Source organism: Oribacterium sp. P6A1 (assembly GCF_000702885.1).
Classification (GTDB): domain Bacteria; phylum Bacillota; class Clostridia; order Lachnospirales; family Lachnospiraceae; genus Oribacterium.
This window is the reverse complement of record NZ_JNKO01000001.1, coordinates 199,436-225,957: the sequence shown is the minus strand read 5'-3', so window position 1 is coordinate 225,957 and position 26,522 is coordinate 199,436. Positions and strand designations below refer to the sequence as shown.

Sequence of the window (26,522 nt, the reverse complement as noted above, 5' to 3'; positions counted from 1 at the left end):
CTAAAACAACAGATTTTGTTAAAACCGGTAAACAGTTGATATATCAGATTTGATGTCAATGACTAACACCCAAGGTATATTTAAGGAAGATTGAAATAATGAGGACAGGATTTAACATCAATAATTTAAAAATAAATATTGAGCGTTTGATTAAAGGTCTTGATATCATGCCCGGCGGTTTTATGGTTTATCTTGGCTATGGCAAAGGTGAGATAGTCTATGTCAATTCTGCAGTTTTAAAAATGTATGAGTGTGAAACAGAAGATGAATTCATGGAACTTACCGGCGGCACATATATCGGAATGATATATGAAGAAGACGTAAAAAAGGTGCAGGAAAGTATAAAAAGGCAGTTTGAAAGAAAAGATGACCGCTTTGAACGACAGGATTTCCGTATCATGACAAAATACGGAAATATCAAATATATAGAGGACTATGGAAGGTACAGTGAGGACACGGAGGACGGTCCTGTCTGCTATGCGTTTCTGTCGGATCTGGAACAGATTCCGGATCTTCTTACAGGACTTCCCAACAGAACAAGCTTTTTGAATCTGGCGGAAAAATTCGTAAAGGAAGGGATTCAAAAAGGTACTGTTCCTGTACTGATCAATTTCAATCTCAGCGGAATGAAGGGATTTAATGCAAGGCATGGAATTAAGGAAGGTGACATATTACTCTGTGAATTTGCAGATATACTAAGAAAATATTTTCCGGAAGAAAACTGTGCAAGATTCGGAGAAGACAGATTTTTTGCATTCAGTGAAAATATCGCTATTGAAGATAAGCTCAATGATATAATTCAGGAAATGTACGGAGCAAATGGGGGAAGGACTCTGCCTGTAAAGATAGGAATCTGCCATGTGAAAGAGGGGATGTCCGTCCATCAGGCCTGTGATTATGCAAGAATGGCCTGTGAAGCCCAAAAGATTCAGTACGGTTCCCGTTTTGGTAAGTTTAACGAGAAGATGGCCCAGCGTTATGTCAAGGCTGAATATATCCTTAGTCATTTTGATCAGGCTCTTGATGAAGGGTGGATACATTTATACCTCCAGCCTGTGGTGCGTACATTGTCAGAGAGAGTATGCGGATACGAGGCATTGGCAAGATGGATAGATCCGGTATACGGATTCATATCTCCGGGGGATTTTGTGCCCATTCTTGAGGACAGCGGTCTTTCGTACCGTCTGGATACATTTATCATAAAACGTGTTGCCGAGTTTCAGGCAAGAAATAAAAATATAGGAAATCCTCTGGTGCCTGTTTCTGTCAATATCTCACGTTCGGATTTTGACAGCTGCAGTCCCGTGGATGTCATCATAGAATCGCTGGAAGAGTACGACCTTCGCAGAAACAGTATCTGTGTGGAAATAACCGAAACTGCCCTTATAAACAACATGGAACTTATAAAACAGGAGATAACCAGGTTCAATGAATCGGGAATAGAAGTATGGATGGATGATTTCGGTTCAGGCTTTTCATCCCTTAATCTTCTCAAGGATTATCAGTTCGATGAGATAAAGATAGATATGCTGTTCCTGAGAGATTTCAGTGAGAAATCCAGAATCATCATGAAGATGGCTGTGAAAATGGCCAAGGAGCTGGGGATACACACACTGGCAGAGGGGGTTGAAACAGAAGAACAGATAGAGTTCCTGAAGAGCATAGGCTGTGAAAAGATTCAGGGTTACTACTATTCAAAGCCTCTTCCCGTGAATGAAGTATATAAAAGTATGTCGGAACAGGGGCTTCTGTTTGAGACAAGGGAAGAAAAATCTGTTTATGAGAAAACAGGTCTTATTGATATAGTCATGCAGCAGGCATTGGCGCTTATGTTTTATGACGGAATCAGATTCAAGGTTCTTTTCTATAATGAAAAGTGCTATCAGATGGCTGTTATGATGAATGACGGCCATGAAGTGGATGTTGAGACGATTATGAATGCAAGTGGCAGCATTACACATCAGAGATTCACGGAGCTTGCGGCAAGAGCAAGAAAAAGTCATCAGGAAGAAGAAATGAATTATATTGCCAATGGCAGATATTTTCACATCAGTTTTACGAATGTGGCTGACAGTCGCAAGGGATGCATGATTCTTGCAGGAATAGACGGAAAACAGTTTGAGGAGCAGGAACGACAGGAGAGGTATGACTTCATTATGCGAAATGTTGTTTCTGTCTACGACTGCATCTATGTTCTGGATTTTACTGAAGACACAAGAACTGTGGTATACAGCAATCAGCCTGATGAAAAGGTGGGGGCTGTTGTAAAAGGACTTCATAAGTATTATCAGGAGTATTCACCACAGCTTATTCATCCTGAGGATGTGAACAGATGGAGAGAATTCATTAAAGCGGAAAACTACAGGAAAAAGATCCTTAAACAGAGGGAAGCCAACTTTTTTGATGTATTCAGGGTAAAGCATGCGGACGGAAGCTACAGATGGACAGAGTTTCAGATCGTTCTTATTCCCGGTGTGGATAACAGAAAAGCACTTATCTGCGAAAAACCTTTTGATATTGAGACTGTATCCCGGATTTTCAAGGATAGGGTTGAGCATTTAAGACCGGGAGATAAGGGCTACAATATAAATGATGATCTGATGACGGCCATAAGGCATCATTCGGATATCAGATTTTTCTGGAAAGACAAAAACAGAAGGTTCCTGGGAGTTACTGATGCTTTCCTTAGATACTATGGCTTTAAATCACAGGATGTGGTCCTGGGGAAAACCGATGAGGATGTAGGCTGGCATATAGATGACGGACCTTTCAAATCCGATGAGGAGAGGGTGCTTGAAGAGGGTGAGATCATCAGAAAAAATGTGGGACAAAATGTGGTGGATGGTGTAACTCATTATATTGCCGCCACTAAATTCCCTGTGTATAACAATGGTGAAATCATAGGCCTCATGGGTTATATGATAGATATAGAGCAGGATGTGGAATCAAAGGAGGAACTGAAGAGAGAAAGCCTTATAGACCCTGTTACAGGTTTCATGAATGCTTATGGTCAGGTCCTTACCCTTACCCAGCTTGATGATAATTTAAGGACCAATGGAGAGGACTTTGCCTATATTGTTCTTGAAGTACCTGAGTTTGAGGATATAAGAGAGGATTACGGTCGTGAAATAGCAGAGAAGCTTGTTAAGGCCGTATCGGAAAGGATGGTTGCATGTTTTGGACATGTGGCATCCATATTCCGTTTGTTCGGATGTCATTTCGGAATAGCAAAGCGCCATATGGATACTGAAGAAATCATATCAACTGTGCATATCTGGAAGGAAAGTCTTAAGTCCATAAGGGAAATTGACGGTCGTCAGGTTATGGTTCACGGGGAATATGCATTTGCCAGGGGAGCCGAGAAAGAAACGGTTCAGGAGATAATCGAACTGGCAAGCAGGAGACTGAATCAGAAACTAAACGGATCATCTGACGGTAATGACGGAAGTTCAGAACTTATCAGTGGATATCTTAACAATATGCCTCTGCCTTATCTTATTGCAAAGCTTATTATGGATGAAGACGGAAAGAATCCGGTAGATATAGAGATACAGTATGCCAATAAGAGATACTGCGAAGTCACCGGAAAACGCCTTTCGGAGCTGACAGGAAAAAAATTCACTGAAGTGTTTAATACTATGAAAAACCAGAAGTGGCTGGATATAGGATATCGTGCGGCTTTTGGTGAGTATATCTATTCAAGGACCTTCAGCTACTCCATGAAGCACTGGGTTAATTTTATTGCTGCACCATCGACCTCCGCGGGAACTTTTTCCACGGTGTTCGTAAAAATGTTCGATGAAGCCAAACAGTCGGAAGAACCTATGGCAGAACATATAGTTAATGAGATAGGTTTCAAGGACAGGATGATCATGCAGAGTGAGATGCATGACATAAGCATTAACACCCTGTTTAATACCTTGAACCGGAGTATAAAGGCCGACAGAATTTACATTATGGAATTTATAGGAGATAAGTTAAGCAACTCCTTTGAATGGTGCCGGGATGGAGTGGAATCCGTAATGGATAAATGGCAGGACATAGATTTTGAAGTCTATGTATCAAGAAAAGAAGATTATCTGCCGGGTACCAGCATGGTCATTAAAAATGTTGACAACTGTAAATATATAAATCCGACGAGAGCGGGCCTTATGTCCGGTGATGGCATAAGGAATATAATCGAGGTACCGTTCTACAATAACGGAAAACTCTTCGGATTCATAGGTGTGGACAATTACGATGCGAAGGAAGAAAAAAATGTAAGGCTTCTTCTCGAACATGCGTCCTATTTTCTTGAGTTTAATGAGGAACTGAGAAAAGCGGTGGGTCAGAAGCCGGCCACGCCGTAAACTACTATTCCGATAACTGCACTAATGATGATGACAGTGGGTATCCCCAGCTTCGCAAAGCGGAGAAGGGCGATATCCACTATGCTTATGATCACAGCTACAGGTGAGATACCGGCATCGGTTACGTAGTTGGACATAGACAGGGTAAATATGACTCCGATAACCATGGCTATGCAGGAGGGACGTACACCCACGAGTATCCTCTGCATGATGGTGGATTCTTTGAACTTTGCAAAGAATATGGCCGCCAGAATTGCGAGAGTGAAGGATGGGGTTAATACACCGAGATTTGCAGCGCAGGCTCCCACTATTCCGGCAGCCTTGAGACCTGCAAAAGTCGCGCAGTTGAGACCAAGAGGCCCTGGGGTCATTTCTGCGATGGCAACTATATCCGAAATTTCCGAAGCTTCCATCCATCCGTGTCCCATCATTTCGCTTGTGATAAGAGGAATCATGGACATGCCGCCGAAGCTTGTAATGCCTATTTTCAAAAAGCTCCAGTAGAGCTGAAGGACTGTTAAAACGTCGAACATATCAAACCTCCTTGCGGGCGTAGAAATCGCTTATGATGAGTCCGCAGACTGCTCCGAATATAACCAGGTAAACACAGCTTACATTGAAAAACACGTAAAGGAGTACGCATATTACCGTAACAAAATAGCAGGGAGGGAACTTGAAGGCTCCGTTGAACATCTTGAGTGCAGCGGTCAGAATGATAGGAACTACCGCGCATCTTATGCCGCTCATGGCGGAAGCCACCCAGAAATTTGTTCTGAAAGCGGTATAACAGCTTGCTACTATAAGAAGAACCAGAAACGGAGGGAGTATCATGGCGAACAGTGAAACCAGAGCTCCAGGGATACCCTGCTGGCTGTATCCGAAAAGAATGGCTATATTTCCAATCATGGTTCCGGGAAGGCTCCTGCCTACACTTGTAAGGTCCAGGAGTTCATGGGAGCTTACAACCTTTCTGTCCTCAACATAGATTTTTTCCATTTGGGCAACAATGCTCCACCCACCGCCAAAGGTGAAGAGACCGAATTTCAGAAAATCGGTAAAAAGAGTTCCGATGGATGTCTTTCGGCTTATATTCGATGATATCTTTTTTTCGACAATATCTGATTCATTTTTTTTCATAATGATCTCCGTTTCTAATGCTTCTCCATATTATGGCACTGATATCATATTATACTCTTTACGAAAGAACTTAGAATGACATTTTTGTCATAATAGTGATAAAAACGAATGAGAATTTTTTTAAATTGATAAATAAACAGTGAAAAAAATTTAAAAAAATAATACATATTTGAGTCCAAAATTAAGTTTTATTTCAGTGAAAGTTGCTATAATTAAATAATAATTCCCAATTTCGGAGGAGAAGTTATGCAGAACAAGAAGTGGTATGAATGGTTGCTTGCCGTAGTGTTTGTGGCAATGGTGGGGCTTTGCGTTTATCTCAATGTATTCTCGGGGCAGGGAGAAGGAATTCCGAATATTGCCGTCAACGGGGCGATGTTTTTTATAGTTGCAGTCATTTTGATAAGCTCTGACCGCAACTGCTTTGTTCCTATGAATGACATTATTTTCGATCTTATGCGTGTAACATATAAGATACGTGATGACGCCATGAACAGTCATGCCTTTCTGTATGACAGATACAAGGAAAATCAGGATATGCTCTTTGAGGATGGACATCTTCTTGAGATATATAAGGACTACCAGTATGAACTTGACCGTATCAATGAGATGAAAGAGCACAGCTTCAAGTGCGACATTCAGGACTATTTCAATGATGATATCATTGACAGTGTCATGCACAGAAACCAGCTGAATCAGGTTCCGGGAGTCATGACAGGACTTGGAATCCTGGGAACCTTTATAGGTCTTTCCATAGGTCTTCAGGGCTTTAATACAGGTTCTTCGCAGGAGATAACCAACAGCATCACTCCTTTGATGAACGGAATCAAGGTTGCTTTCCATACTTCTATATACGGTATGATCTTTTCTCTGACTTTTAACTATGTATTCAAGCGTAAGCTTGATGAGGCAGAGACAGCGATACGTGAGTTCGCATTGGCATATAAAAAGTATGTACTTCCGGACAGTGAGTTCGATAGTGTGAACAGGCTGATAGAGCTTCAGGAAAAGCAGCTTGGAACCATCGATGATCTGGGAGTCAGGGTGAGCGAGAATCTCTCAAAGGTCCTTGATCCTCAGTTCGACCGTATGAACAGGACTCTTACCGAATTTGTCAATATTGCAACCCAGAATCAGGCGGATGCTCTCAAGTCGGTTGTTAATGCTTTCATCATAGAGTTGAACAAGTCGATGGATGGTGCCTTTTCCAATCTCAATGCAACTATAAATGAGTGCTATAACATCCAGAACAGCAATGCCGCACTGATGAAACAGGTGCTTGATGAAACCGGAAGCACAAGAGAAATAGCCCACAGGATAAACGAGGAGTCAAAGCTTCTTGGGGAGCAGCTTGCAGGCTTTACAGCAAGTGTTGTTGAGATACAGCAGGATCTGAAGCGCAGTATGAACGACCTCTGGGTATCCAACGGAACCAATCAGAAACTTATAGCGGATGACAGACAGTACTTAAGAGATCTTGAGAATTACAGAAATATGCTGAATCAGTCGGTTCAGGTATTCCAGAACGAACTGAAGGCCCAGAAGGAACTTTTGGATTCCATCAGACTTTCTGTAAACCAGCTTCCTAAGAATATAGACAATACCTTCAAGGTTATAGACAGTAATCTGGTTAATGTTGAATCCCATCTGGTTCAGCAGGTTGCGGAGATCAGGAAGGCTAATGAGCAGCTTCCAAAGCTCATGAATAACAGCTACAGAGATCTTCAGGATGCTGTGGATCGTGCTTCATCTTCCATAAATAATCTGGCTCTTGCCATGGAAGAAAACAGACGGAACACAGGTATATCAAGAAGAGTGTAAGGGTGTTGTGAAATATGTTTGATGTAAAGAAGAAAAACGGACATAAGCGCAAACAGGATGGGGAAACAACCTATTGGCTGTCGTATTCGGATATGATGGCAGGACTTCTTTTGTGCTTTGTTCTCATAATAGCGCTGACAACATTGCATTCCCAGATACAGTTCGATCAGAAAGAACTGGAGCTTAACGGTAAAGAGCAGGAGCTTATGGTTCAGGCCACTGAGCTGGATGAGCAGAAAAAGGTAGTTGCGACTCAGCGGGAAGAGCTGGAAGACCAGAAGGCCGAGCTTGCGGCACAGAGAGAGCTTTTGCTTACCCAGGAGGATAAGCTGAATTCCCAGGAAGCAACATTAAATGAACAGTCACAGCTACTTGCGGAGTTCGAGGAGATCATGAAGACGCAGCAGGCAAAGCTGGACAGGATCATAGGTATCAGATCAGAACTTATTGAGGAGCTTAAGGAGGAGTTTTCCGGCTCAAATCTCAATATATCGGTGGATGAAAAGACCGGAGCCATAACCATGGATTCCAGCATACTTTTCGAATACAACAAGGCGGAGCTTAAGGACAGCGGTAAATCATTCCTTGCGGAGTTCCTTCCCAGATATGCAAATATCCTTCTCAGCGACAAGTACAAGGAGTATGTTTCGGCTGTTTCCATAGAGGGACATACGGATACTCAGGGAAATTATCTCTTCAATCTGGATCTTTCCCAGAAGAGAGCTTATTCCGTTGCAGAGTATTGTCTCGGAGATGATTCTGCCGTACTGACCGGAGCACAGCTCACGGATATGAGAGACCTGATCTCCACCAACGGAAAATCATATACCGATCCTATTCTTAATGAGGACGGAAGCGAAAACATGGAGGCTTCAAGAAGAGTAGAGTTTCTGTTCACTCTGAAGGATGAGGATATGATCAGAGAGATGATAGAGATACTTAATGAGCAGGAGAACACTGAAACATCAGATTCTTCCGGAGATACAGAAGAAACTATCGAGGCCGGTCCTGATACGGTTACGAAAAAGACTGCATAATTATAAAATCACTGTATATATCCCCTTGAATGAATGGTTGTATAATAGTATTATTATGTGACTATAATTTACACAAAGGGGAAAATCATGGATAAAAAAAGCAACCGCTTCTTTACCTTCGGTGCTCTCGGCATCGTAGTGGCTTTTTTGGTTGTCGCAAAATTTGTGACTGATCAGGATAGTGTCCAACAGTCTTTCTGGGCGCTCATTCCACCGCTTATCGCTATAGGACTCGCACTTATCACCAAGGAAGTTTACAGTGCGTTGTTCATGGGAATACTTACAGGAGCCCTTCTTTATTCAGGATATGATTTTGAGGGTACCGTAAATCATATATTCCGGGACGGAATCATTTCTGTTCTTTCCGACAGCTATAATGTGGGTATCCTGTGTTTCCTTGTAATTCTCGGAGCCATGGTACAGCTTATGAACAGAAGCGGAGGTTCTGCAGCCTTCGGCAGATGGGCTTCAAGCCACATAAAGACAAGGGCCGGAGCTCAGCTTGCAACCATAGCCTTTGGCTGTCTTATTTTTATCGATGACTATTTTAACTGTCTTACAGTAGGTTCGGTTATGCGTCCGGTTACCGATAAACACAAGGTCAGCCGTGCAAAGCTTGCATATCTTATTGATGCAACTGCAGCTCCGATATGCATCATCGCACCTATATCATCATGGGCAGCGGCAGTTTCCGGATTCGTTGAGGGTGAGAACGGAATGAAGCTTTTCCTGCAGACCATACCCTACAATTTTTATGCCATCCTTACTATTGCCATGATGGTATTCCTTGTAATTTTCAAGGTAGATTACGGCCCTATGCGTAAGCATGAGTTAAATGCTATAGAAAACAACGATCTCTATACTACAAGTGAGAGACCTTTTGATTCTGCAGAGACTGAAAACGAGAAAAAAGACGGTCATATCCTTAATATGCTTGTGCCTATAGCTTCACTTATAGTATGCTGCGTTATCGGTATGATTTATTCCGGCGGTTTCTTTTCCGGAGAGACTTTTATCGATGCTTTTGCCGGTTCAGATGCTTCCGTAGGTCTGGTGCTTGGTTCATTTGCGGCTCTTGTTATTACCATTGTTTTCTATATGATAGGAAATGTACTTCCCTTCAATGATTGTATGGACAGTCTTCCGGAAGGTTTCAAGCAGATGATTTCGCCGATACTGATTCTTACATTTGCATGGTCTCTTAAAGCTATGACAGACAGCCTTGGTGCAAAGGAATATGTTGCAGGAGTGGTACAGGGTTCGGCTGCGAACTTTCTTGGATTTCTGCCTTTTATCATTTTCCTGTTCGCCATAGGTCTCAGCTTTGCATCGGGTACATCATGGGGAACCTTCGGAATCCTTATTCCTATAGTTGTTGCCTGTTTTGAAAATACGGATCATACTATGATGATCATCGCCATGTCAGCATGTATGGCAGGTGCGGTTTGCGGAGATCACTGTTCACCGATTTCGGATACTACCATCATGTCCAGTGCCGGAGCACAGTGCGTTCATCTCAATCACGTTTCAACCCAGCTTCCGTATGCACTTACTGCGGCAACGGTTTCGGCAATCACTTATCTGGTGGCGGGACTTACAAAGAATGTATTTATTTCACTTTTCGCAGGATTGGGGCTTATGGTATTGACTCTGTATGTGCTTCAGAAAATGACCGGAAAAGAAAAAGAATAAACAGATAATGATCCTTCCGTACTGTTTGATACGGAAGGATTTTTTTACTATAAATCTGTGACTGTTTTGTGATACTTTCGGTTGTAATATATGATATGCAAGAAGCTGTATTCAGAAACGGTAATTGGAGCAATATGGATACTAACGTGAAAAACAGAGAATTGAATATGGTGATTCCAAACAGCGCCCTGCTTATGAGTGATGAGAGATTTAAGATATGGGGAGATGAGGAACTGGAGTTTAAGACAGTTTTTGTTCCTCCGGTTCATCACACCATAGTTCCTCCGGATTTTGGTTTTGATGAATATATCAAAAATGTTGTAAGAGGAGTTCAGTCCCGGGAGAAACATGAGGAGTTTCTCAATATCGTATATGCACCCTATGACAGAGATGGAAAAATAGCAAACGGATTCTGGTGGGGGGATGATACCGATGAAAGACCTAAAAATCTTATTGAGACCTACTCAAAGAGGTTTACGGAGTGTTTCGGAGAAAAGGGGAGAAATCTTGTTTCGGCTCCCTTTGCGGTAAGGGAAATAATCGAAAGTATATTTGTAAACGGTAAATCATATTCAGATTACTATAATATACATCAGATCAATAAGATGAATTTTTTGGAAATGGTATGTTATGTCATAGACAATATAAGTCGTGGTGAGATAGCAAAGAGTTTTTCGAAGTATTCGGAGAAGCAAATGGTAGCTGCATTCCGGCCTGTGGGAAAAAGATATGTAAATATCTACCTGCCGGTAAGTGCATTTGCAGATTTCGGCAGAAAACAGAAATTGCCTGATAGATAATAGAGAATAGAGGGAAAACCGTTCGGGTTTACAGGAAGTTGTTTCAAATTATTCCTGGCCCGGGCGGCTTTTCTTTTTATAAATAAATTAGAAAAGGATATTAATTTTATGGTATATTTAAAGTTGTAAATGTGGATTGACCGTGATGAAAGGGAAACAAATGTTATTAGTTAAGATTAGCTCTGAATTTTATGCAGCACTTATTGTACTTGTGCTGTTTGCGGGCATAATCACAACATTTGAAAGAACTATCAAAAACAACTGTCTTATGGTCATTCTTGTTGCAAATTTTCTTATGCTTATTCTTGATGCGGTTACATGGCTTCTGGAATATAACGGAATGGTGAATGTTCTTTATGAAATACTGACCATCAGTTCTGTTTCGTTACTTTATATCATCATTGCCGCCTTCAATTACTATATTTATTTTTATCTCAGTGAAAAGACCAGGGTTTCGGTCTGGGTGGGACATTTCGGGCTTCCCATATGTATAGCGGGCATATTTATGTGGGTTACATCACCGGTACACGGGCAGGTGTTCTATATAGAGGATGGAGTATATATACACGGACCCATGTATGCCTTTTCTCAGATTCTTGGTGCAAGTATCATACTGTTTGATGTCATTCTGACATTCCGGCACCGTAAAAAACTTGAGATTCTGGATTTTGTGGCCATCATTTCATACATGTTCCTTCCTCTTGTTGCGCTTGTTATAACCATGAACTATCCTGAGGTGGGATCTTTGCTTATTTATCTTTCCGTAACACTCAGTATGCTTATGGTATATACATTTATCCATGTTCAGCAGAGCATCGAGCTTAAGGAAAAGGAAAATGCTTTGACTCAGGAGAGGCTTTCCATCATGATGAGCCAGATTCAGCCTCACTTTCTTTACAATTCCTTAAATGCGATTTATTACCTGTGTACCAAGGATCCTGAGATGGCACAGAAAGCCATAGGTGAGTTTTCCGACTATCTTAGAGGTAATCTGGACTCCCTACGTACCAAGGACCCGGTTCCCTTTGAAAAGGAACTTGATCATATAAAGAATTACCTTGCCCTTGAGAAAATGAGGTTTGATGATGATCTGAACATTATTTATGATATTCAGGCCAAAAACTTCAAACTTCCGGCTTTGACTGTCCAGCCGATAGTTGAAAATGCGGTTAAGTACGGAGTAGGAAAGTCCCCTGACGGAGGTACTGTAACCATAAAAAGCCGTGAATATGAGGACAGATATGAAATAATCGTAGATGATGACGGTGTGGGAGGCTATTCGGAAAAGAAGAGAGAATATGACGGTCGTTCCCACATAGGTATTCAGAATGTGAGAGAACGTCTCAGAATTCAGTGTCAGGGCACACTCAAAATAAAAAGTGAGATAGGCCGGGGAACAACTGTGGTAATCACTGTTCCGAAATTAACAGATTAAAGGACAGGCAGCGGCTAAGAAATAATAAGCTATGATGGTTATTTGTTGCGTTTTTCTGACGAAAATATTAATACATAGTACTTTTTTCGTTACTAATGAGGGGTGCAACATTGGAGCAGTTTGATAATCAGGATAAGTATACTAAAATCAAAAAAAGAAGAACCCCGTATGAGAAACTGAAGATATTCAGGAAGAACACCTGTGATGATATAAAGGCGTTGAGAGGGAAGGACATAGGCTCTGCCATGGCTGTGCTTACGGATATCATGAAATATCCGGTGCTGTATTTGCTGTGTATATATGCCGTCTTTAAGCTTGGACTGATGGTAAACAGCGGGATGTCAGAAGAACAGTTCAATATAAGTAAGGGTAATGTCTATCATCTTTTAGGTAATCTCGTTTTTCTTCTGATTCTGGATATCCTGCTGAAGAGATCGGGGCGGAATCTAAGGTCAGAGTTCAGTCTTTTCAGGGATTACAGGATCCTTTGCCATATGAAGGGGAAGAGTCTGAAAGCAAAATTCAAAGGACTTGCCAAAAAAGGAAAAAAGATATTCAGTAAAGGGGTTACTGCAAAGAGTGTGGGTACCCAGTATTTTCTTCACTTTGTAGCCGGTATCGCTTTAGGAACTCTTTTTCTTTCACTGTTTCTTATGGTTTATGATGGCGAAGCTTATATCAGATGTCTTTATGAGGTGAATTTCATAAGGGGTGGCCGGTTTGAACTTACAGGGCTTATGACTTTTATCCTGGTGATTCCTTTTATTGAGGAACTTATATATCATGCCCACAGCATGACTGTGTTAAGAAAAGATGTAACGGTATTTACCGCATCAGTTATGGTTACGGTGCTTTATATGCTGCTGCATACGGGAAAAGCATTTACACTTCTTTTTATACCTGTGATTTTCCTTATCAGTCTTGTGTTTGACAGGACTCAGAATACCCGGAATATTGCGGATTATGTTGCGGGAAGATCCTCAAAAAGTCTGTTTACGGGATCCGTAAGTAAGGATAAAATTATATCTATAAAAGACAGGGCCGGCAAAGGAAGGAAACGAAGATTTGTCGGGAAGAGCTCAAACAATTCATTAGGTCTTGATAAAACAAAGGATGTGAGGGTTGATGGAAACATTGACATGGAAGGTCATCTTGCGGAAGCTGTAAATGACCTTGGCGGGATTCATGATTCAGATAAAGAATATAATATAACTTATTTCAGTTCTGAAAGACCGGAAGGTGCCAAACCGGATATAACATACAGCCTGTTGATGAATGTGGGTTATCATCTCATGCTGGGAGCCGGATGGATCTCTATAAGTTACCGGAAAGCTGCTGTGGACCGGATTTTCAGCAGGCAGGTACTTATGTTTATGATCATTGTATCAGTTTTGATTCTTTATAAGTTTATAAAAAAGCAGCATCTTTTCGAAATGAACGGAAAAACCGGATAAATAAAGACTTAAGGGGTTAAAGCCTGATTTAAAACTCATAGTTTTAAGGCGGGAAAAAGGAACTTGATGTTCCGGAGTAAGGAGTTGGATTATGCAGATACTTGCTATCGATGACGAGAAGATTGCATTGGAGGGACTGACTGATGTTATAAAGAAGGCATTGCCGGACGCAGAGATATTTCCATACCGTAATGCTTTAAAGGCTATAGAAGAGCTGGAGAATAAGCACATAGATATTGCTTTTCTTGATATAGAGATGAGAGATATCAACGGTATGCAGTTTGCGGATCATCTGAAGGAACGTTTTCCGAAGATCAATGTGATATTCACCACAGGATACAGTGAATACGTGGGGGAGGCCATGGATCTTCATGCCAGCGGATATATCATGAAGCCTGTGACACTTGAGAAAGTGAAACGGGAAATTGAGGATCTCAGATATCCGTTGGAAAAGACGGAAGAGAAAAAGGATGTGCTCAGGGTACAGACCTTCGGCAATTTTGAAGTGCTTAAGAACAATCAGGTTCTTCATTTTCAGTATAACAAGACCAAGGAGCTTTTTGCATATCTTGTTGACAGGTGCGGTGCTCTTACAAGCAATGGAGAAATACTTGGAGTTCTTTGGGAGGATGATGCAAATCCGGAAAGAAAGTCATCATATCTGCAGAATTTAAGAGCGGACATGGTTTCAACTCTTACCGAGGCGGGTTTTCCGGATGTGGTGGTTCGCCAGAGAGGTACCATCGCCATAGTGCCTGATAAGATCGAATGTGATATGTATGAGTGGAAAAAGGACAGAAAGAATGCAAAGGTCAGGTATACAGGAGAGTACATGAATCAGTTCAGCTGGGCCGAGTACAGCAAGGGCGCTTTGGAGTAGTACAGGATGTTGCTAAATGTAATCTCTTAAAATCCCGGTGGATTTGATGTGGACTTTTGATACTCATTTCATAGGATATTACAATTAAAAAGCTAAGTATAAAGAAGAGTGGCCGGTGTTCAGGTCACTCTTTGTTTGTGAAAAAACAAACGAAAAAATGACGCAATTTAGCCAATGAAAGGGCTTACATAAAAATTAATTATCTGCTATAATGCAGAAGATTTGTTGGATAGCAGTGCTGAAAAAAGCCTGTGAATAGACCATGGAAATCCAGTCTGTCATGAACAGCTCGAAGTCTAAGGCTCTGTGTCATGAAAGTATCTGAGGTTCCTAAAGACGAGGAGAAGAATTATGAATTTACCATTTAAAATCGACCTTTCAGGTGAAGTTGCTGTTGTTACAGGAGGTACAGGAGTAATCGGAGGAATGTATGCAAAAGCTCTTGCGGCATGCGGTGCAAAGGTTGCTGTACTCGGAAGAAGCAAGGAAAACGGAGACAAGGTTGTTTCAGAGATTGAAAAAGACGGCGGAGAGGCCATGGCGGTTTCTGCCAATGTTCTCGACAGAGACAGTCTTCTCGCATCCCGTAAGGAGATACTGGATAAGTGGGGACATATAAACATCCTTGTAAACTGCGCAGGCGGTGCAGTTAAGGCAGCTCAGGTTCCACAGGATCATTTCCATGAGGCAGAGGAAGGTGCAGAGACATTCTTCACAAAGGATCTTGAGAACGTTCATAAAGAGCTTGACCTGAATATTTACGGAACCATGCTTCCGACTCAGGTTTTCGGAGAGGTTCTGGTTGGTCAGGACAATGCCAACATCATCAACATTTCCTCTATGTCAGCTTATCATCCTCTTACAAGAATACCGGGTTACTCTGCAGGTAAGGCAGGAGTTGCAAGCTTTACCGAGTGGTGTGCCATCTATTTTGCCAAGAGCGGAATAAGAGTTAATGCAGTGGCTCCCGGCTTCTTCCATACAACACAGAACCATGCACTTCAGTTCAATGAGGACGGAACACCTACTCCCCGTGCAAAGCATATTGTAGATGCGACACCTATGGAGAAGTTCGGAGATCCTGAAGATCTTGTGGGAGCTCTTCTTTATCTTGTCAGCCCTAAGGGCTCAAACTTTGTAACAGGCGTGATCCTTCCTGTTGACGGAGCTTTCCATATCTTCCAGGGCGTTTGATTTAATTCCTTTTTGTAAAGTATCTGCCGCCGGCTTATGATGGCACACATACCGGCGCAATGTGGTTATATCGTATATAAAAAAGCAGCACTCTATTTTATACAAAATATGAGTGCTGTTTTTTTGTATATAAGACATTGTGCACAAAATATTATTTTCAATATTTCCCTCTGGTGGTATAATTTTCTTTGTTGGTTGGTACGTGAAATTTATATCCAAAAATTTTTTATTTTTCATTAACAAGGAGGGGAATTATATGAAAAAAACATTAGCGGTACTTATGGCTGCGGCAATTACGGCTGCTTCCATAGCAGGCTGCGGAGGAAGCTCTTCATCGGGAAATACTTCCGGCAGTGCTGAAACAACCAAGGCACAGGAATCACAGGCCCAGGAGACAAAGGCAGCTGAAGAAACAAAGGCTGAGAGTGAGGCAGCAGATTCTTCGGATGATCTTCTGGAAGCCGCAAAGGCAGAAGGCGAACTTACTGTTTACGGTTCATGTGAGGAAGAGTATCTTGCTGCAGCATGTAAGAACTTTGAAAAGCTCTACGGGATAAAGGTACAGTACCAGAGATTATCAACCTCGGAGGTTTATACAAAGATCAAGGAAGAGGGAGGAAATCCTTCCGGAGATGTATGGTTCGGCGGAACCACAGATCCTTACAATGAAGCTGTAAAGGACGGTCTTCTTGAACAGTATGATGCCAAGAATGCAGTAAATCTCATAGGTGATCAGTATAAGGATCCTACAAATTGCTGGTATGGAATCTATAAGGGAATCCTTGGATTTATGGTTAATAACGAGGAACTTCAGAGACTGGGTCTTGAGGCTCCGAAGTCATGGGATGATCTTACAAAGGAAGAGTACAAGGGACTCATCATGCTGTCAAATCCGAATACAGCAGGAACCGCAAAGCTTGTCATTAACACCATGGTACAGATGAAGGGCCACGACGAGGCTATGGAGTATTTTAAGAAGCTGGATAAGAACATTACCCAGTACACAAAGTCCGGTTCAGGTCCATCAAAGATGGTAGGCCCGGGAGAGTGCGTTATCGGTATAGGATTCCTTCATGACGGCATCTACCAGATCCTTCAGGGCTATGACAATATCGGTCTTGTAGTACCATCAGACGGAACCTCTTATGAAATCGGTGCTACAGCTATATTCAAGGGAGCAAAACATCCAAACGCAGCAAAGCTCTGGATCGAATATGCTCTTTCACCTGATTGTGTAAATCTTGCCAAGGATAACGGCTCATATCAGTTCCTGGTACTTTCCAATGCCGAGCAGCCAAAGGAAGCTACAGAGTTCGGTCTTGATATGAACAACACTATCGATTATGACTTTGAGGATGCAAAGGCTAATACAGAGAAGTACATCGAAGATTTCTTCGAGGCTCTCGGAAGCACAGCTGATTCTGCAGATTCAGGCAGATTCCTTACCGAATAATCCGGAATAAACATTTACGCTGCGTGAAGCTTCTGACTTTACGCAGCTTTTTAAAAAGGGGGATTTATGGCTGGTTCACAAAGCGCTAAGCTTGAACGACAAAAATTCTTTTCTGATCCCATCATGGTCAGTACCATAGTGGTGCTTATAGTTTTTTTGCTGCTGTTTATACTTTATCCGCTTTTTATGCTGCTCATAGACAGCATCATGGTAGACGGTAAGGTATCTATGGAGGTTTTCAGCAGAGTCCTCAGCATGGAACGATTCCGTACAGCCTTTAAGAACACACTGGTACTGGGATTTCTTGTGGGCATTGCATCTACTGCCATAGGTCTGCTTTTTGCCTATGTTGAAGTATATGTAAAGCTGAGATCCGTTATTCTGGAAAAACTATTTAATGTGGTGTCCACACTTCCCGTGGTTTCTCCTCCTTTTGTTCTTTCCCTGTCCATGATCATGCTTTTCGGAAGATCCGGAATCATCACGAGATCCATACTTCATATCTATGATTCCAATATCTACGGACTTAAGGGTATCGCCATAGTTCAGATACTTACCTTCTTCCCGGTATGCTATATGATGCTTAAGGGACTGCTGAAAAACATAGATCCGTCTTTGGAGGAAGCCACAAGAGACATGGGAGCAACCAGATGGCAGGTATTTTCCACGGTCACCTTTCCCCTGATGCTTCCGGGTCTCGGTAATGCTTTTCTCGTTACCTTCATCGAGTCAGTTGCGGATTTCGCAAACCCCATGATGATAGGCGGATCCTACGACACCCTTGCCACTACCATCTATCTTCAGGTAACAGGGGCCTTTGACAGTACCGGTGCTGCTGCCATGTCTGTGGTGCTTCTGTCTCTTACAGTAATTCTTTTCCTGATACAGAAGTATTATCTTGAGAAGCGTACCGCTGCAACTCTTACGGGAAAGGCAACAAGAGGAAGGATGCCCATAGAAGACAGAAGTGTAAGAGTACCTCTTACCGTATTCTGCAGCATAGTTGCTGTATTTGTAACCCTTATGTATATTATGGTGCCCTTCGGAGCCCTGTTTAAGCTCTGGGGAAGAGATTACAGTTTAACCCTTAAATGGTTCCAGTATATGATGAAGACTTCCGGTCTCGAAGCTTTCCAGGATTCCTTCGTACTTTCCTTTATTGCAGCCCCTGTAACAGCGCTTTTATCCATGATCATTTCATATCTTGTGGTAAAAAAGAAATTCAGAGGAAAGGGCTTTATAGAGTTCGTATCCATGCTGGCCATGGCGGTGCCCGGTACGGTTTTGGGTATCGGCTACATAAGAGGCTATGCCAACGGACTTTTCAGAACAGGAGCATTGCAGCAGATATACGGAACAGGTCTTATCCTTATCATAGTTTTTGTGGTGCGATCACTTCCCACAGGAACACGTTCCGGTATTTCGGCACTCAGGCAGATAGACAAATCCATAGAGGAATCTGCTTATGACATGGGTGCAAACAGCGCAGAGGTATTTACCACAGTGACACTTCCGCTTATAAAGGATTCCTTCCTTAGCGGACTGGTAACAGCCTTCGTCAGGTCCATAACCGCAATTTCTGCTGTTATCCTGCTGGTAACACCTGATTTCCTCATGATAACCTGTCAGATAAACGAGCAGGCAGAGAAGGGTAATTACGGAGTTGCCTGCGCCTACGCAACTGTGCTCATAATGATTACATATACTGCGGTTGCGGTAATGAATCTCATCATAAAACATTTCGGAACCAGCAGAACTGTTAAGGAGGAAGACTGATGAAGACTTCAGAAAAGAAGGGTGTGCTTCTTGAGCATATCTCAAAGATATACATTGACCCAAAAACAAAAAAACAGTTTTATGCTGTAAAGGATATGAATCTGAATATCGAGCCCGGAACCTTTGTGACTCTTCTGGGGCCTTCGGGATGTGGCAAAACCACAACCCTGAGAATGGTAGCGGGGTTTGAGTCTCCCGATGAAGGTCAGATTTACATAGGTACTGAGGCTGTAAATGAACTTACACCGAATAAACGTGATACGGCCATGGTATTTCAGAGTTATGCCCTGCTTCCCCATTACAATGTTTTCGATAATGTTGCCTATGGCCTGAAATTAAGGAAACTTCCCAAGGAAGAAATACACGAGAAGGTCATAAACATTCTGAAGCTTGTTGAGATGGAGGGGATGGAGTCACGAATGACCAATCAGCTTTCCGGAGGACAGCAGCAAAGAGTTGCCCTTGCAAGAGCTCTGGTTCTGGAACCGGGAGTGCTTCTCTTTGATGAACCTCTCAGCAATCTTGATGCAAAGCTTCGTGTTACCATGCGTACCGAGATACGCCGTATACAGCAGAAGGTAGGTATCACAGCGATTTACGTAACACATGACCAGTCGGAAGCCATGAGCATATCCGATCAGATAATCATCATGAGCAAGGGTAAGATGGAGCAGATAGGTTCTCCGAGAGAAATCTACTATCATCCGGCATCGAAATTTGTTGCGGACTTTATAGGAGAGGCCAATTTTATACCTGCTAAGGTTGAAGCTGTGGACGATGTTTTCGGAACGGCGGATATTGATGTTTTCGGTGAGAAGATTACTGTTAAGAATCACATAAATGTAGATGCAGGTGAGGATGCATTTCTGGTTATCCGTCCTGAAAATGCAAGACTCAGTGACAAGGGTATACTCAAGGGAACCGTATCATTATCCACATTCATGGGATCCTATCAGTACTACCGTCTCAGGGTTGGAGACCTGGAGATACAGCTTTCAGATTATAATCCCGTGAACCGTAAGATCTACGAGGTATCGGAAGAGGCATATCTTGACTTTGATCCAAAGGCTGTATACATACTTAAATAAGGTTATGGGTTATATGCTCTTTGATTACTTGATTTTATAACTTCGTGAGACTATACTTTCTATTATGCGGCCGGCAGATGCGGAGTTTCGTATGGGAGCAAGCGTTGCCATCCGAAGTATTTGCAGGTCCAAGGGAAGGGTAGATATGAAGACCCTCGCATAAAAAGGAGAGTAACTATGGGATTTGAATTCAGGACTAAGCTTCCGTCAAGTGCGGAAATCAGAGAGCAGATTCCTCTTTCTGCAGATCTTGCAAAGATCAAGGCAGAGCGTGATGAGGAAATCAAGGCAATTTTCAGGGGCGATTCAAAGAAGTTTCTTCTTATCATCGGACCATGTTCGGCGGATCATCCGGATCCGGTTCTTGATTACTGCAATCGTCTTAAAGAGATTGCTGATCAGGTAAAGGACAGCATCATGATCGTGCCCCGTATCTATACCAACAAGCCTCGTACCACAGGTCAGGGCTATAAGGGCATGCTTCATCAGCCTGATCCTGAGAAGGAGGCCAATGTTTTAGGCGGTATTGCAGCCATCAGAAAGCTCCACATGGAGGTTCTGGCACAGACAGGCATGTCAACTGCGGATGAGATGCTTTATCCTGATAATTTACGTTATCTCAGCGATATCATGAGCTATGTGGCGGTTGGTGCCCGTTCGGTTGAAAACCAGCAGCACAGACTCGTGGCTTCAGGAATAGATGTTCCAACAGGTATGAAGAATCCTACATCCGGAGATTTCGGAGTGATGCTTAACTCGATTTATGCAGGACAGCATCCTCATGATTTTATCTTCAGAGAGTGGGAAGTAAAGTCAGACGGAAACCCGTATACCCATGCCATACTCAGAGGCTCACAGTCAAAGCATGGCCAGATTCTTCCAAACTACCATTACGAGGATCTGAGACTTCTTTATAATCTCTATACAAAGAAGGAGCTTTTAAATCCGGCTGTTGTTGTTGATACAAATCACTGCAATTCGGCAAAGAAGTACAAGGAGCAGCTCCGTATAGCACAGGAGATCATGCATTCACGTAAGTATTCAACAGAGCTTGCCCGTTTTGTAAAGGGCCTTATGGTTGAATCCTATATAGAAGAGGGCAGCTGTAAGGTAGAGGATCATATATACGGAAAGTCCATTACAGATGCATGTATCGGATGGGAAGATACAAAGAGACTTATTTCAAATGTTTATGATTATATTCAGATCACAAAGTTTGATGACTGATATTGTATTAAAACATAGTTTCGGATGATTCCGGTGATGTTTATTAAAATGTAAAATGACCGTACCCCAAGTTGAATGTTTGCATTTGGCTTGGGGTATTGTATAATATGTAACCAGGGTCAAAAGGAAACGTATTCCTTTGGCGCTATGATTACTCTGAATTTAAAAGTAACAGTAAGGAGAAATAATTCGATGGGTGTTTACGAAGAATTAGTAGCCAGAGGCCTGATCGCACAGGTGACAAATGAGAAAGAAATCAAAGAGCTTGTAAATAACGGTAAGGCTACATTCTATATTGGTTTTGATCCGACTGCTGATTCTCTGCATGTTGGACACTTTATGGCATTGACACTTATGAAGCGTCTTCAGGAAGCCGGAAACAAGCCTATAGCTCTTGTAGGCGGCGGAACAGCTATGATAGGAGATCCTTCAGGACGTTCAGACATGCGTACCATGATGACTATCGAGCAGATCGATCATAACTGTGAGTGCTTTAAGAAGCAGATGAGCCGTTTTATCGAGTTTGGTGAAGGCAAGGCTATGCTTGTGAACAATGCCGACTGGCTCAGAAATCTTAATTTCCTTGATTTTATGCGTGAGATCGGACCTTGCTTCTCGGTAAACGATATGCTTCGTGCAAGATGTTACGTTAATCGTATGGAGCAGGGACTTACATTCCTTGAGTTTTCATACATGCTTATGCAGGGATATGATTTCTATCGTCTCTTCAAGGATTACGGATGTAATATGGAGTTCGGCGGTGATGACCAGTGGTCAAACATGCTTGCCGGAACAGAGCTCATCCGTAAGAAGGAAGCAAAGGATGCCCACGCCCTTACCATCACACTTCTTACCAACAAGGAAGGAAAGAAGATGGGTAAGACAGCAAGCGGTGCTGTATGGCTTGATCCTGAGAAGACAACTCCCTATGATTTCTACCAGTACTGGAGAAATGTAGACGATGCTGACGTTATCAAGTGCCTTAAACTTCTTACATTCATTCCTCTTTCTGAAATTGAGGAGATGGCTAAGTGGGAAGGTGCAGAGCTTAACAAGGCTAAGGAGAGACTTGCTTACTCACTTACTGAGCTTGTTCACGGAAAGGAAGAGGCTGATAAGGCTGACTCAGCTGCCAAGGCTATATTCGTAGGCGGTGGTGACAGTGAGAACATGCCGAAGTACACTCTTAAGGCGGAGGACTACAGAGACGGTGCCATCGATATCTGCGGAATCCTTGCGGTTTCAGGACTAGCCAAGTCAAGATCCGAGGCTCGTCAGAATGTTCAGCAGGGCGGTGTTCAGGTAGCAGGTGAAAAGGTTACAGATATTAAGACATCTTACACAGCAGAGGATTTTAAGGACGGTGTTGTTGTTCAGCGCGGCAAGAAGAATTTTGTAAAGATCTTCTCCTGATGGATATAAGTTTTCTTTTTCATAAAAACTTTCTTATGGGTACTGTTATTTTTCTAAAGCTTTTTGCACAAATATCTACGTAGTCTTAAGTTTAGTTTACATATAGGCGGATTGGGTTGTCTCAATCCGCCTTTTATCATATAATGCTATTGTATAAAAGATTAAATATTCCTACATATCGTAGTTTTTTACTATTGACATGAAGTCTTAAGAAGGAGCTTTGTACATTCATGCTATTGAAAAATATCATCAGGTGCATGTTTGCGGCAGCAGGGATTACAGTATCTCTTGGTTTGCAGGCATTTGCCCAGACAAGCGTTAAGGGTGTTGGCGCCGCCTGCCCCATACAGATAGTGGTTGACAGTGAACATATCGTTTCCAAGGTAAACGATCCTGTTACAAAGAAGGATAAAACAGCATTTATTGTTTCCGAGAATGCCGCATTTCATCTGGTTTCCGAATATTATTCAGAGGCGGATGTGATTTTTTACATCAATGAATATGTGGAAGAACAGGATGCGGGAGTTTCAAACCGTGTTCTGAAAAAGGTGGTAAGTATGGGAGAGGAGCTCACCATGCTTCCTGAGGATGTGTTCATGGAAGATGCGGAGGACGGTACCGCATACAGGTTTACGGACCGCTGCTATGATGTAAGAGTTTACTATGGAACTGACCATAAAAACTATGAGGATTTCTATTTCGGACTTGTAGATGAAGATACCTATAAAAAAATTGCAAACTCTGTAGAAGCATGAGACTTCCGGGAAGAGATGACGATTTTTGAGGGAGTATTCGGGATTCCGTATATTTCAGACTTATATTACAAGTGATTTTATTCGAACTACACTTAAGGAACTTTATCCTTTTGTGTAGTTCTTTTTTATAATCTTAATCAAAAGGTTTTTAAGCTTAAGAAAAAAGCTATAGGATGAAAAAAACCATGATGCTATCCTTAGTCAAAGGGCGGAGGCAGTGGTCTCTTTCCTTGAAGTTCATTGATTTATCGAAAGGAAAAGTAAATGACATTAAAACTAAATAAAAAGAGTATGCTCACTCTGCTTTTGACCGGAGTCATCATGACTGCTTCAGGAACTTCAGTCTTTGCAGATGTTGTGGGAAGAGGAGTGGATGTTAATTCAGTGAATGGGCCTGTAGCAGGTACATCAGTGACAGCTTCAGCATCAACAGGTTATGAACCCGGAACATCAGCTTCAAAAACCGCATACAGTTATAAAATTGACTATACAACCAGGGATTCCCTCAATGCTTCTACGGTAGTCTCAGGCTATGCGGGAGTTAAAAGCGTAACACTTAATCCTTACGATCCGACAAAGATAAACGTAACTGTTGATGCATCGGCAATTGCAGGTCAGGTCAATGAGGTTTATCTCTTTGATATGAAACCATACGAGACGGATCTTTCCGGCAGAAATGATTATCTTGTATCCAGAAACATCAGTGACGGAAAGCTGACCTTTACGGTGGATCTTTTCAGGGAGGATGGAAGCAACAGACTTTATGATGCTTTCGTGCTTGCCGTACCTCATAAAGACGGATACTACATCGTGTCGAACAGATGCTATATATCGAACCCGGAGGCTATAGCCGCTGACCAGAGTCCGGCTCTTAACCTCGGAAAGAAGGGTCTGATGGTTGACCCCAATATTATAGATGATGCCATCGACCTTAACATTAAGCATGCGTTCATAGCCATAACCACAAGCCAGCTTTTCGGCAGCGGCATAAATTACAGCTTTGAGGGAAAAACTTATTCCTTTGACTCAGGTCTTATAAATCAGCTGGATCAGGAGATAAACCGGCTCAGTGCCAGCGGAATAGCGGTTACTGCAGGAATAGTCAACGGCTGGAACAGCCAGCAGCCTGATCTGTACAGACCGGGAACTGCCGTTCAGTCCCAAGATGCAGCACTGTACTATGGTTTCAATGTTGAAACAGAGGAAGGATTCCAAATGGTGAAGGCCATGGCTTCCTTCCTTGCCAACAGATATAACGGTCATAACAGCCATGGAAAGATCACAAACTGGGTAATAGGAAACGAGATAAACAATCAGTTCTGGAATTATGTTGGAAATTATGCAGTAGAGGAATACACAAGAATCTTCCAGAGGACCTTCAGGGTATTTTACAATGCCATAAAGTCGGTTTCTGCCAATGACAACGTTATGTTCTCACTGGATTACTATTGGACTATTCCTACAGAGTCAGGCTCTGTAAGAAAGTATCCCGGAAAGGACGTACTCGATACCTTCGCTTCTCTCGATGAGGAAGAGGGAAGAACCAACTGGGCTCTCGCCATACATCCTTACCCGTATCCTCTGACTGACCCTGTTTTCTGGGATGATGAGTCATCCGGAAAGGTCACACAGGATGTGACATCGCCTGTTGTAAGCTACATCAATCTTAGTGTACTTACAAACTATATGCATAACGCTCAGATGCTTGACAATAACGGTTCCGTCAGAAACATTTTCATGACAGAGCAGGGATTTAGTTCTGTAAAGAATCTCAGCAAGGATGCACAGACAGAACAGGCTGCTGCAGTTGCCTACGGTCACTACATCGTTGAGAACAATCCTGATATCGATGCCTATATGCTTTCCCGTCAGCTAGATAACGCAGGAGAGACAAAGGACGGTCTTTACTTCGGACTCTCAACTACAGGCTCAGATGGACTGCTTCTTGCAAAGCCGGCAAGAGAGGTGTTTAAATTTATAGATGATCCGGCAAGTTCCCTGCAGGTTTCGGAATTTGCAAAGGCGGTCATAGGAATCAATGACTGGTCGGATGTGATACCGGGATTCCATTTATAAGGCGCCCGGAAGCATTGATCCGGTAAACGTGTTTTTGTAAATAAAATAGAATTGCATATAAAGAAAAAACTCTTCTGAAGGAATTAAGAACCTTCAGGAGAGTTTTTTAATGTTTAAAGTCTTTATTTCATTAGCTTTCTTTGTAAATCATGAATTCTTTGAAGCGGATGAAAATATTAAAGTTTTTACGGCATGTTCCGGTTACTTCTCAATATGTAATAAAACTTTCGGATTAAAAATACCTTATGAATCGAAGAACTGACGGCCGTCATCTGTGACGAGTCTTTCTGTCTTAGGATACTCGAAGATAAGATCGTTGTTTTCGTTCTCCTTTAAATAAGCGGCGAATTTAGCTGCATGCCACTTGGCTATAGGAAGATTATGCATGAGGCAGTTTCCGCAGTTTTCGGCTGTTGATCCCGGTACCTCTTCGGAGTTCTTCACGGAGTCAAAAGCTCTGTAGAGAAGATCGAATATTTCCTTAGGTGCACGGCTGCCCTTAAGGATGAGATAGAAACCTGTAAGGCATCCCATGGGACCCCAGTAAATGACTTCATCCTTCCACTCAGGATCGTTCCTTAAATATGTTGCGATGATATGCTCAAGTGAATGCATGGCGGCTACATCAACAGCAGGCTCAACATTGGGTTTTGTGACTCTTATGTCATAAGTGGTGATCTTTGAACCATTCACATCATCAACTCTGCTGGTGAAGATGCCGGGAATGATCTTGGTATGGTCAACGGAAAAGCTTGGTATCAGATCCATGGTAATTCTCCTTTTTTTCTATGATATAAAAAACGTGAGTGGCAAAAGTCGATATAGGACCGCTTCGCGCTATGCGCTCTCGCGTTCATCCCACATTCCGCACTCTCAGGCCGATAAATCGTCCTTTCGTGCTCCATGTGGGGCGTGTCATGAAGTCTATCCTCCAC

General features: G+C 42.4%; 19 protein-coding genes. 16 read left to right on the top strand and 3 right to left on the bottom strand.

The window, feature by feature from the left end:
* Nucleotides 1–98: 98 nt before the first annotated feature.
* Nucleotides 99–4,349 (top strand): EAL domain-containing protein, encoded by a 4,251-nt coding sequence (locus tag T515_RS16225; RefSeq protein WP_051671295.1) that lies wholly within the window; start codon nucleotides 99–101, stop codon nucleotides 4,347–4,349.
* On the opposite strand, the gene T515_RS00915 is transcribed toward T515_RS16225, so the two are convergent.
* Nucleotides 4,328–4,882, bottom strand: a complete 555-nt coding sequence (locus T515_RS00915; protein WP_036606486.1) for a chromate transporter — start codon at nucleotides 4,880–4,882, stop codon at nucleotides 4,328–4,330. The genes T515_RS16225 and T515_RS00915 overlap by 22 nt on opposite strands.
* A 1-nt stretch (nucleotide 4,883) precedes the next feature.
* Nucleotides 4,884–5,486, bottom strand: coding sequence for a chromate transporter (locus T515_RS00910; protein WP_081832601.1), 603 nt, complete (start codon nucleotides 5,484–5,486; stop codon nucleotides 4,884–4,886).
* A 246-nt stretch (nucleotides 5,487–5,732) separates the two neighbouring features.
* On the opposite strand from T515_RS00910, the gene T515_RS16220 reads away from it, so the two are divergent.
* From T515_RS16220 to T515_RS00835, 15 genes are all read left to right on the top strand, one after another.
* On the top strand, nucleotides 5,733–7,307 hold the full coding sequence (locus tag T515_RS16220; RefSeq protein ID WP_051671294.1) for a MotA/TolQ/ExbB proton channel family protein: 1,575 nt from the start codon (nucleotides 5,733–5,735) through the stop codon (nucleotides 7,305–7,307).
* A gap of 14 nt (nucleotides 7,308–7,321) precedes the next feature.
* Nucleotides 7,322–8,344 carry an OmpA family protein gene (locus tag T515_RS00900; RefSeq protein WP_051671293.1) on the top strand — a complete coding sequence of 341 codons (1,023 nt, stop codon included), beginning with the start codon at nucleotides 7,322–7,324 and terminating at the stop codon, nucleotides 8,342–8,344.
* Between the two features lie 87 nt (nucleotides 8,345–8,431).
* Nucleotides 8,432–10,036 carry a Na+/H+ antiporter NhaC family protein gene (locus T515_RS00895; protein WP_036606484.1) on the top strand — a complete coding sequence of 535 codons (1,605 nt, stop codon included), beginning with the start codon at nucleotides 8,432–8,434 and terminating at the stop codon, nucleotides 10,034–10,036.
* Between the two features lie 134 nt (nucleotides 10,037–10,170).
* A complete protein-coding gene (locus tag T515_RS00890) occupies nucleotides 10,171–10,836 on the top strand; it encodes a hypothetical protein (RefSeq protein ID WP_155988218.1) in 666 nt (221 codons plus the stop codon).
* Between the two features lie 160 nt (nucleotides 10,837–10,996).
* Nucleotides 10,997–12,271, top strand: coding sequence for a sensor histidine kinase (locus tag T515_RS16215; protein WP_051671292.1), 1,275 nt, complete (start codon nucleotides 10,997–10,999; stop codon nucleotides 12,269–12,271).
* Nucleotides 12,272–12,381: 110 nt separating this feature from the next.
* Entirely contained in the window at nucleotides 12,382–13,725 is a 1,344-nt protein-coding gene (locus tag T515_RS00880) for a CPBP family glutamic-type intramembrane protease (RefSeq protein ID WP_036606480.1), read from the top strand.
* 91 nt (nucleotides 13,726–13,816) lie between these two features.
* The gene (locus T515_RS00875; RefSeq protein WP_036606478.1) at nucleotides 13,817–14,605 is read left to right on the top strand and encodes a response regulator; all 789 of its coding nucleotides are present in this window, start codon (nucleotides 13,817–13,819) and stop codon (nucleotides 14,603–14,605) included.
* A 351-nt stretch (nucleotides 14,606–14,956) separates the two neighbouring features.
* Complete coding sequence (locus T515_RS00870; protein WP_036606476.1) at nucleotides 14,957–15,799, top strand: SDR family oxidoreductase; 843 nt, start codon at nucleotides 14,957–14,959, stop codon at nucleotides 15,797–15,799.
* 256 nt (nucleotides 15,800–16,055) lie between these two features.
* Nucleotides 16,056–17,252 (top strand): ABC transporter substrate-binding protein, encoded by a 1,197-nt coding sequence (locus T515_RS00865; protein WP_036606475.1) that lies wholly within the window; start codon nucleotides 16,056–16,058, stop codon nucleotides 17,250–17,252.
* 66 nt (nucleotides 17,253–17,318) lie between these two features.
* A complete protein-coding gene (locus tag T515_RS00860) occupies nucleotides 17,319–19,028 on the top strand; it encodes an ABC transporter permease (protein WP_036606473.1) in 1,710 nt (569 codons plus the stop codon).
* Complete coding sequence (locus T515_RS00855) at nucleotides 19,028–20,116, top strand: ABC transporter ATP-binding protein (RefSeq protein WP_036606471.1); 1,089 nt, start codon at nucleotides 19,028–19,030, stop codon at nucleotides 20,114–20,116. Before T515_RS00860 ends, T515_RS00855 begins: the two co-directional genes overlap by 1 nt.
* Before the next feature lie 177 nt (nucleotides 20,117–20,293).
* A complete protein-coding gene (locus T515_RS00850; RefSeq protein ID WP_036606469.1) occupies nucleotides 20,294–21,343 on the top strand; it encodes a 3-deoxy-7-phosphoheptulonate synthase in 1,050 nt (349 codons plus the stop codon).
* A gap of 192 nt (nucleotides 21,344–21,535) precedes the next feature.
* A complete protein-coding gene (tyrS, locus tag T515_RS00845; RefSeq protein WP_036606468.1) occupies nucleotides 21,536–22,756 on the top strand; it encodes a tyrosine--tRNA ligase in 1,221 nt (406 codons plus the stop codon).
* Between the two features lie 230 nt (nucleotides 22,757–22,986).
* Entirely contained in the window at nucleotides 22,987–23,511 is a 525-nt protein-coding gene (locus tag T515_RS00840; RefSeq protein WP_051671291.1) for a hypothetical protein, read from the top strand.
* A gap of 264 nt (nucleotides 23,512–23,775) precedes the next feature.
* Nucleotides 23,776–25,587 carry a DUF5722 domain-containing protein gene (locus T515_RS00835; RefSeq protein ID WP_051671290.1) on the top strand — a complete coding sequence of 604 codons (1,812 nt, stop codon included), beginning with the start codon at nucleotides 23,776–23,778 and terminating at the stop codon, nucleotides 25,585–25,587.
* Nucleotides 25,588–25,830: 243 nt separating this feature from the next.
* Here T515_RS00835 and T515_RS00830 read toward each other — a convergent pair whose 3' ends face one another.
* A complete protein-coding gene (locus T515_RS00830; protein ID WP_036606466.1) occupies nucleotides 25,831–26,355 on the bottom strand; it encodes an S-ribosylhomocysteine lyase in 525 nt (174 codons plus the stop codon).
* Nucleotides 26,356–26,522: the final 167 nt, after the last annotated feature.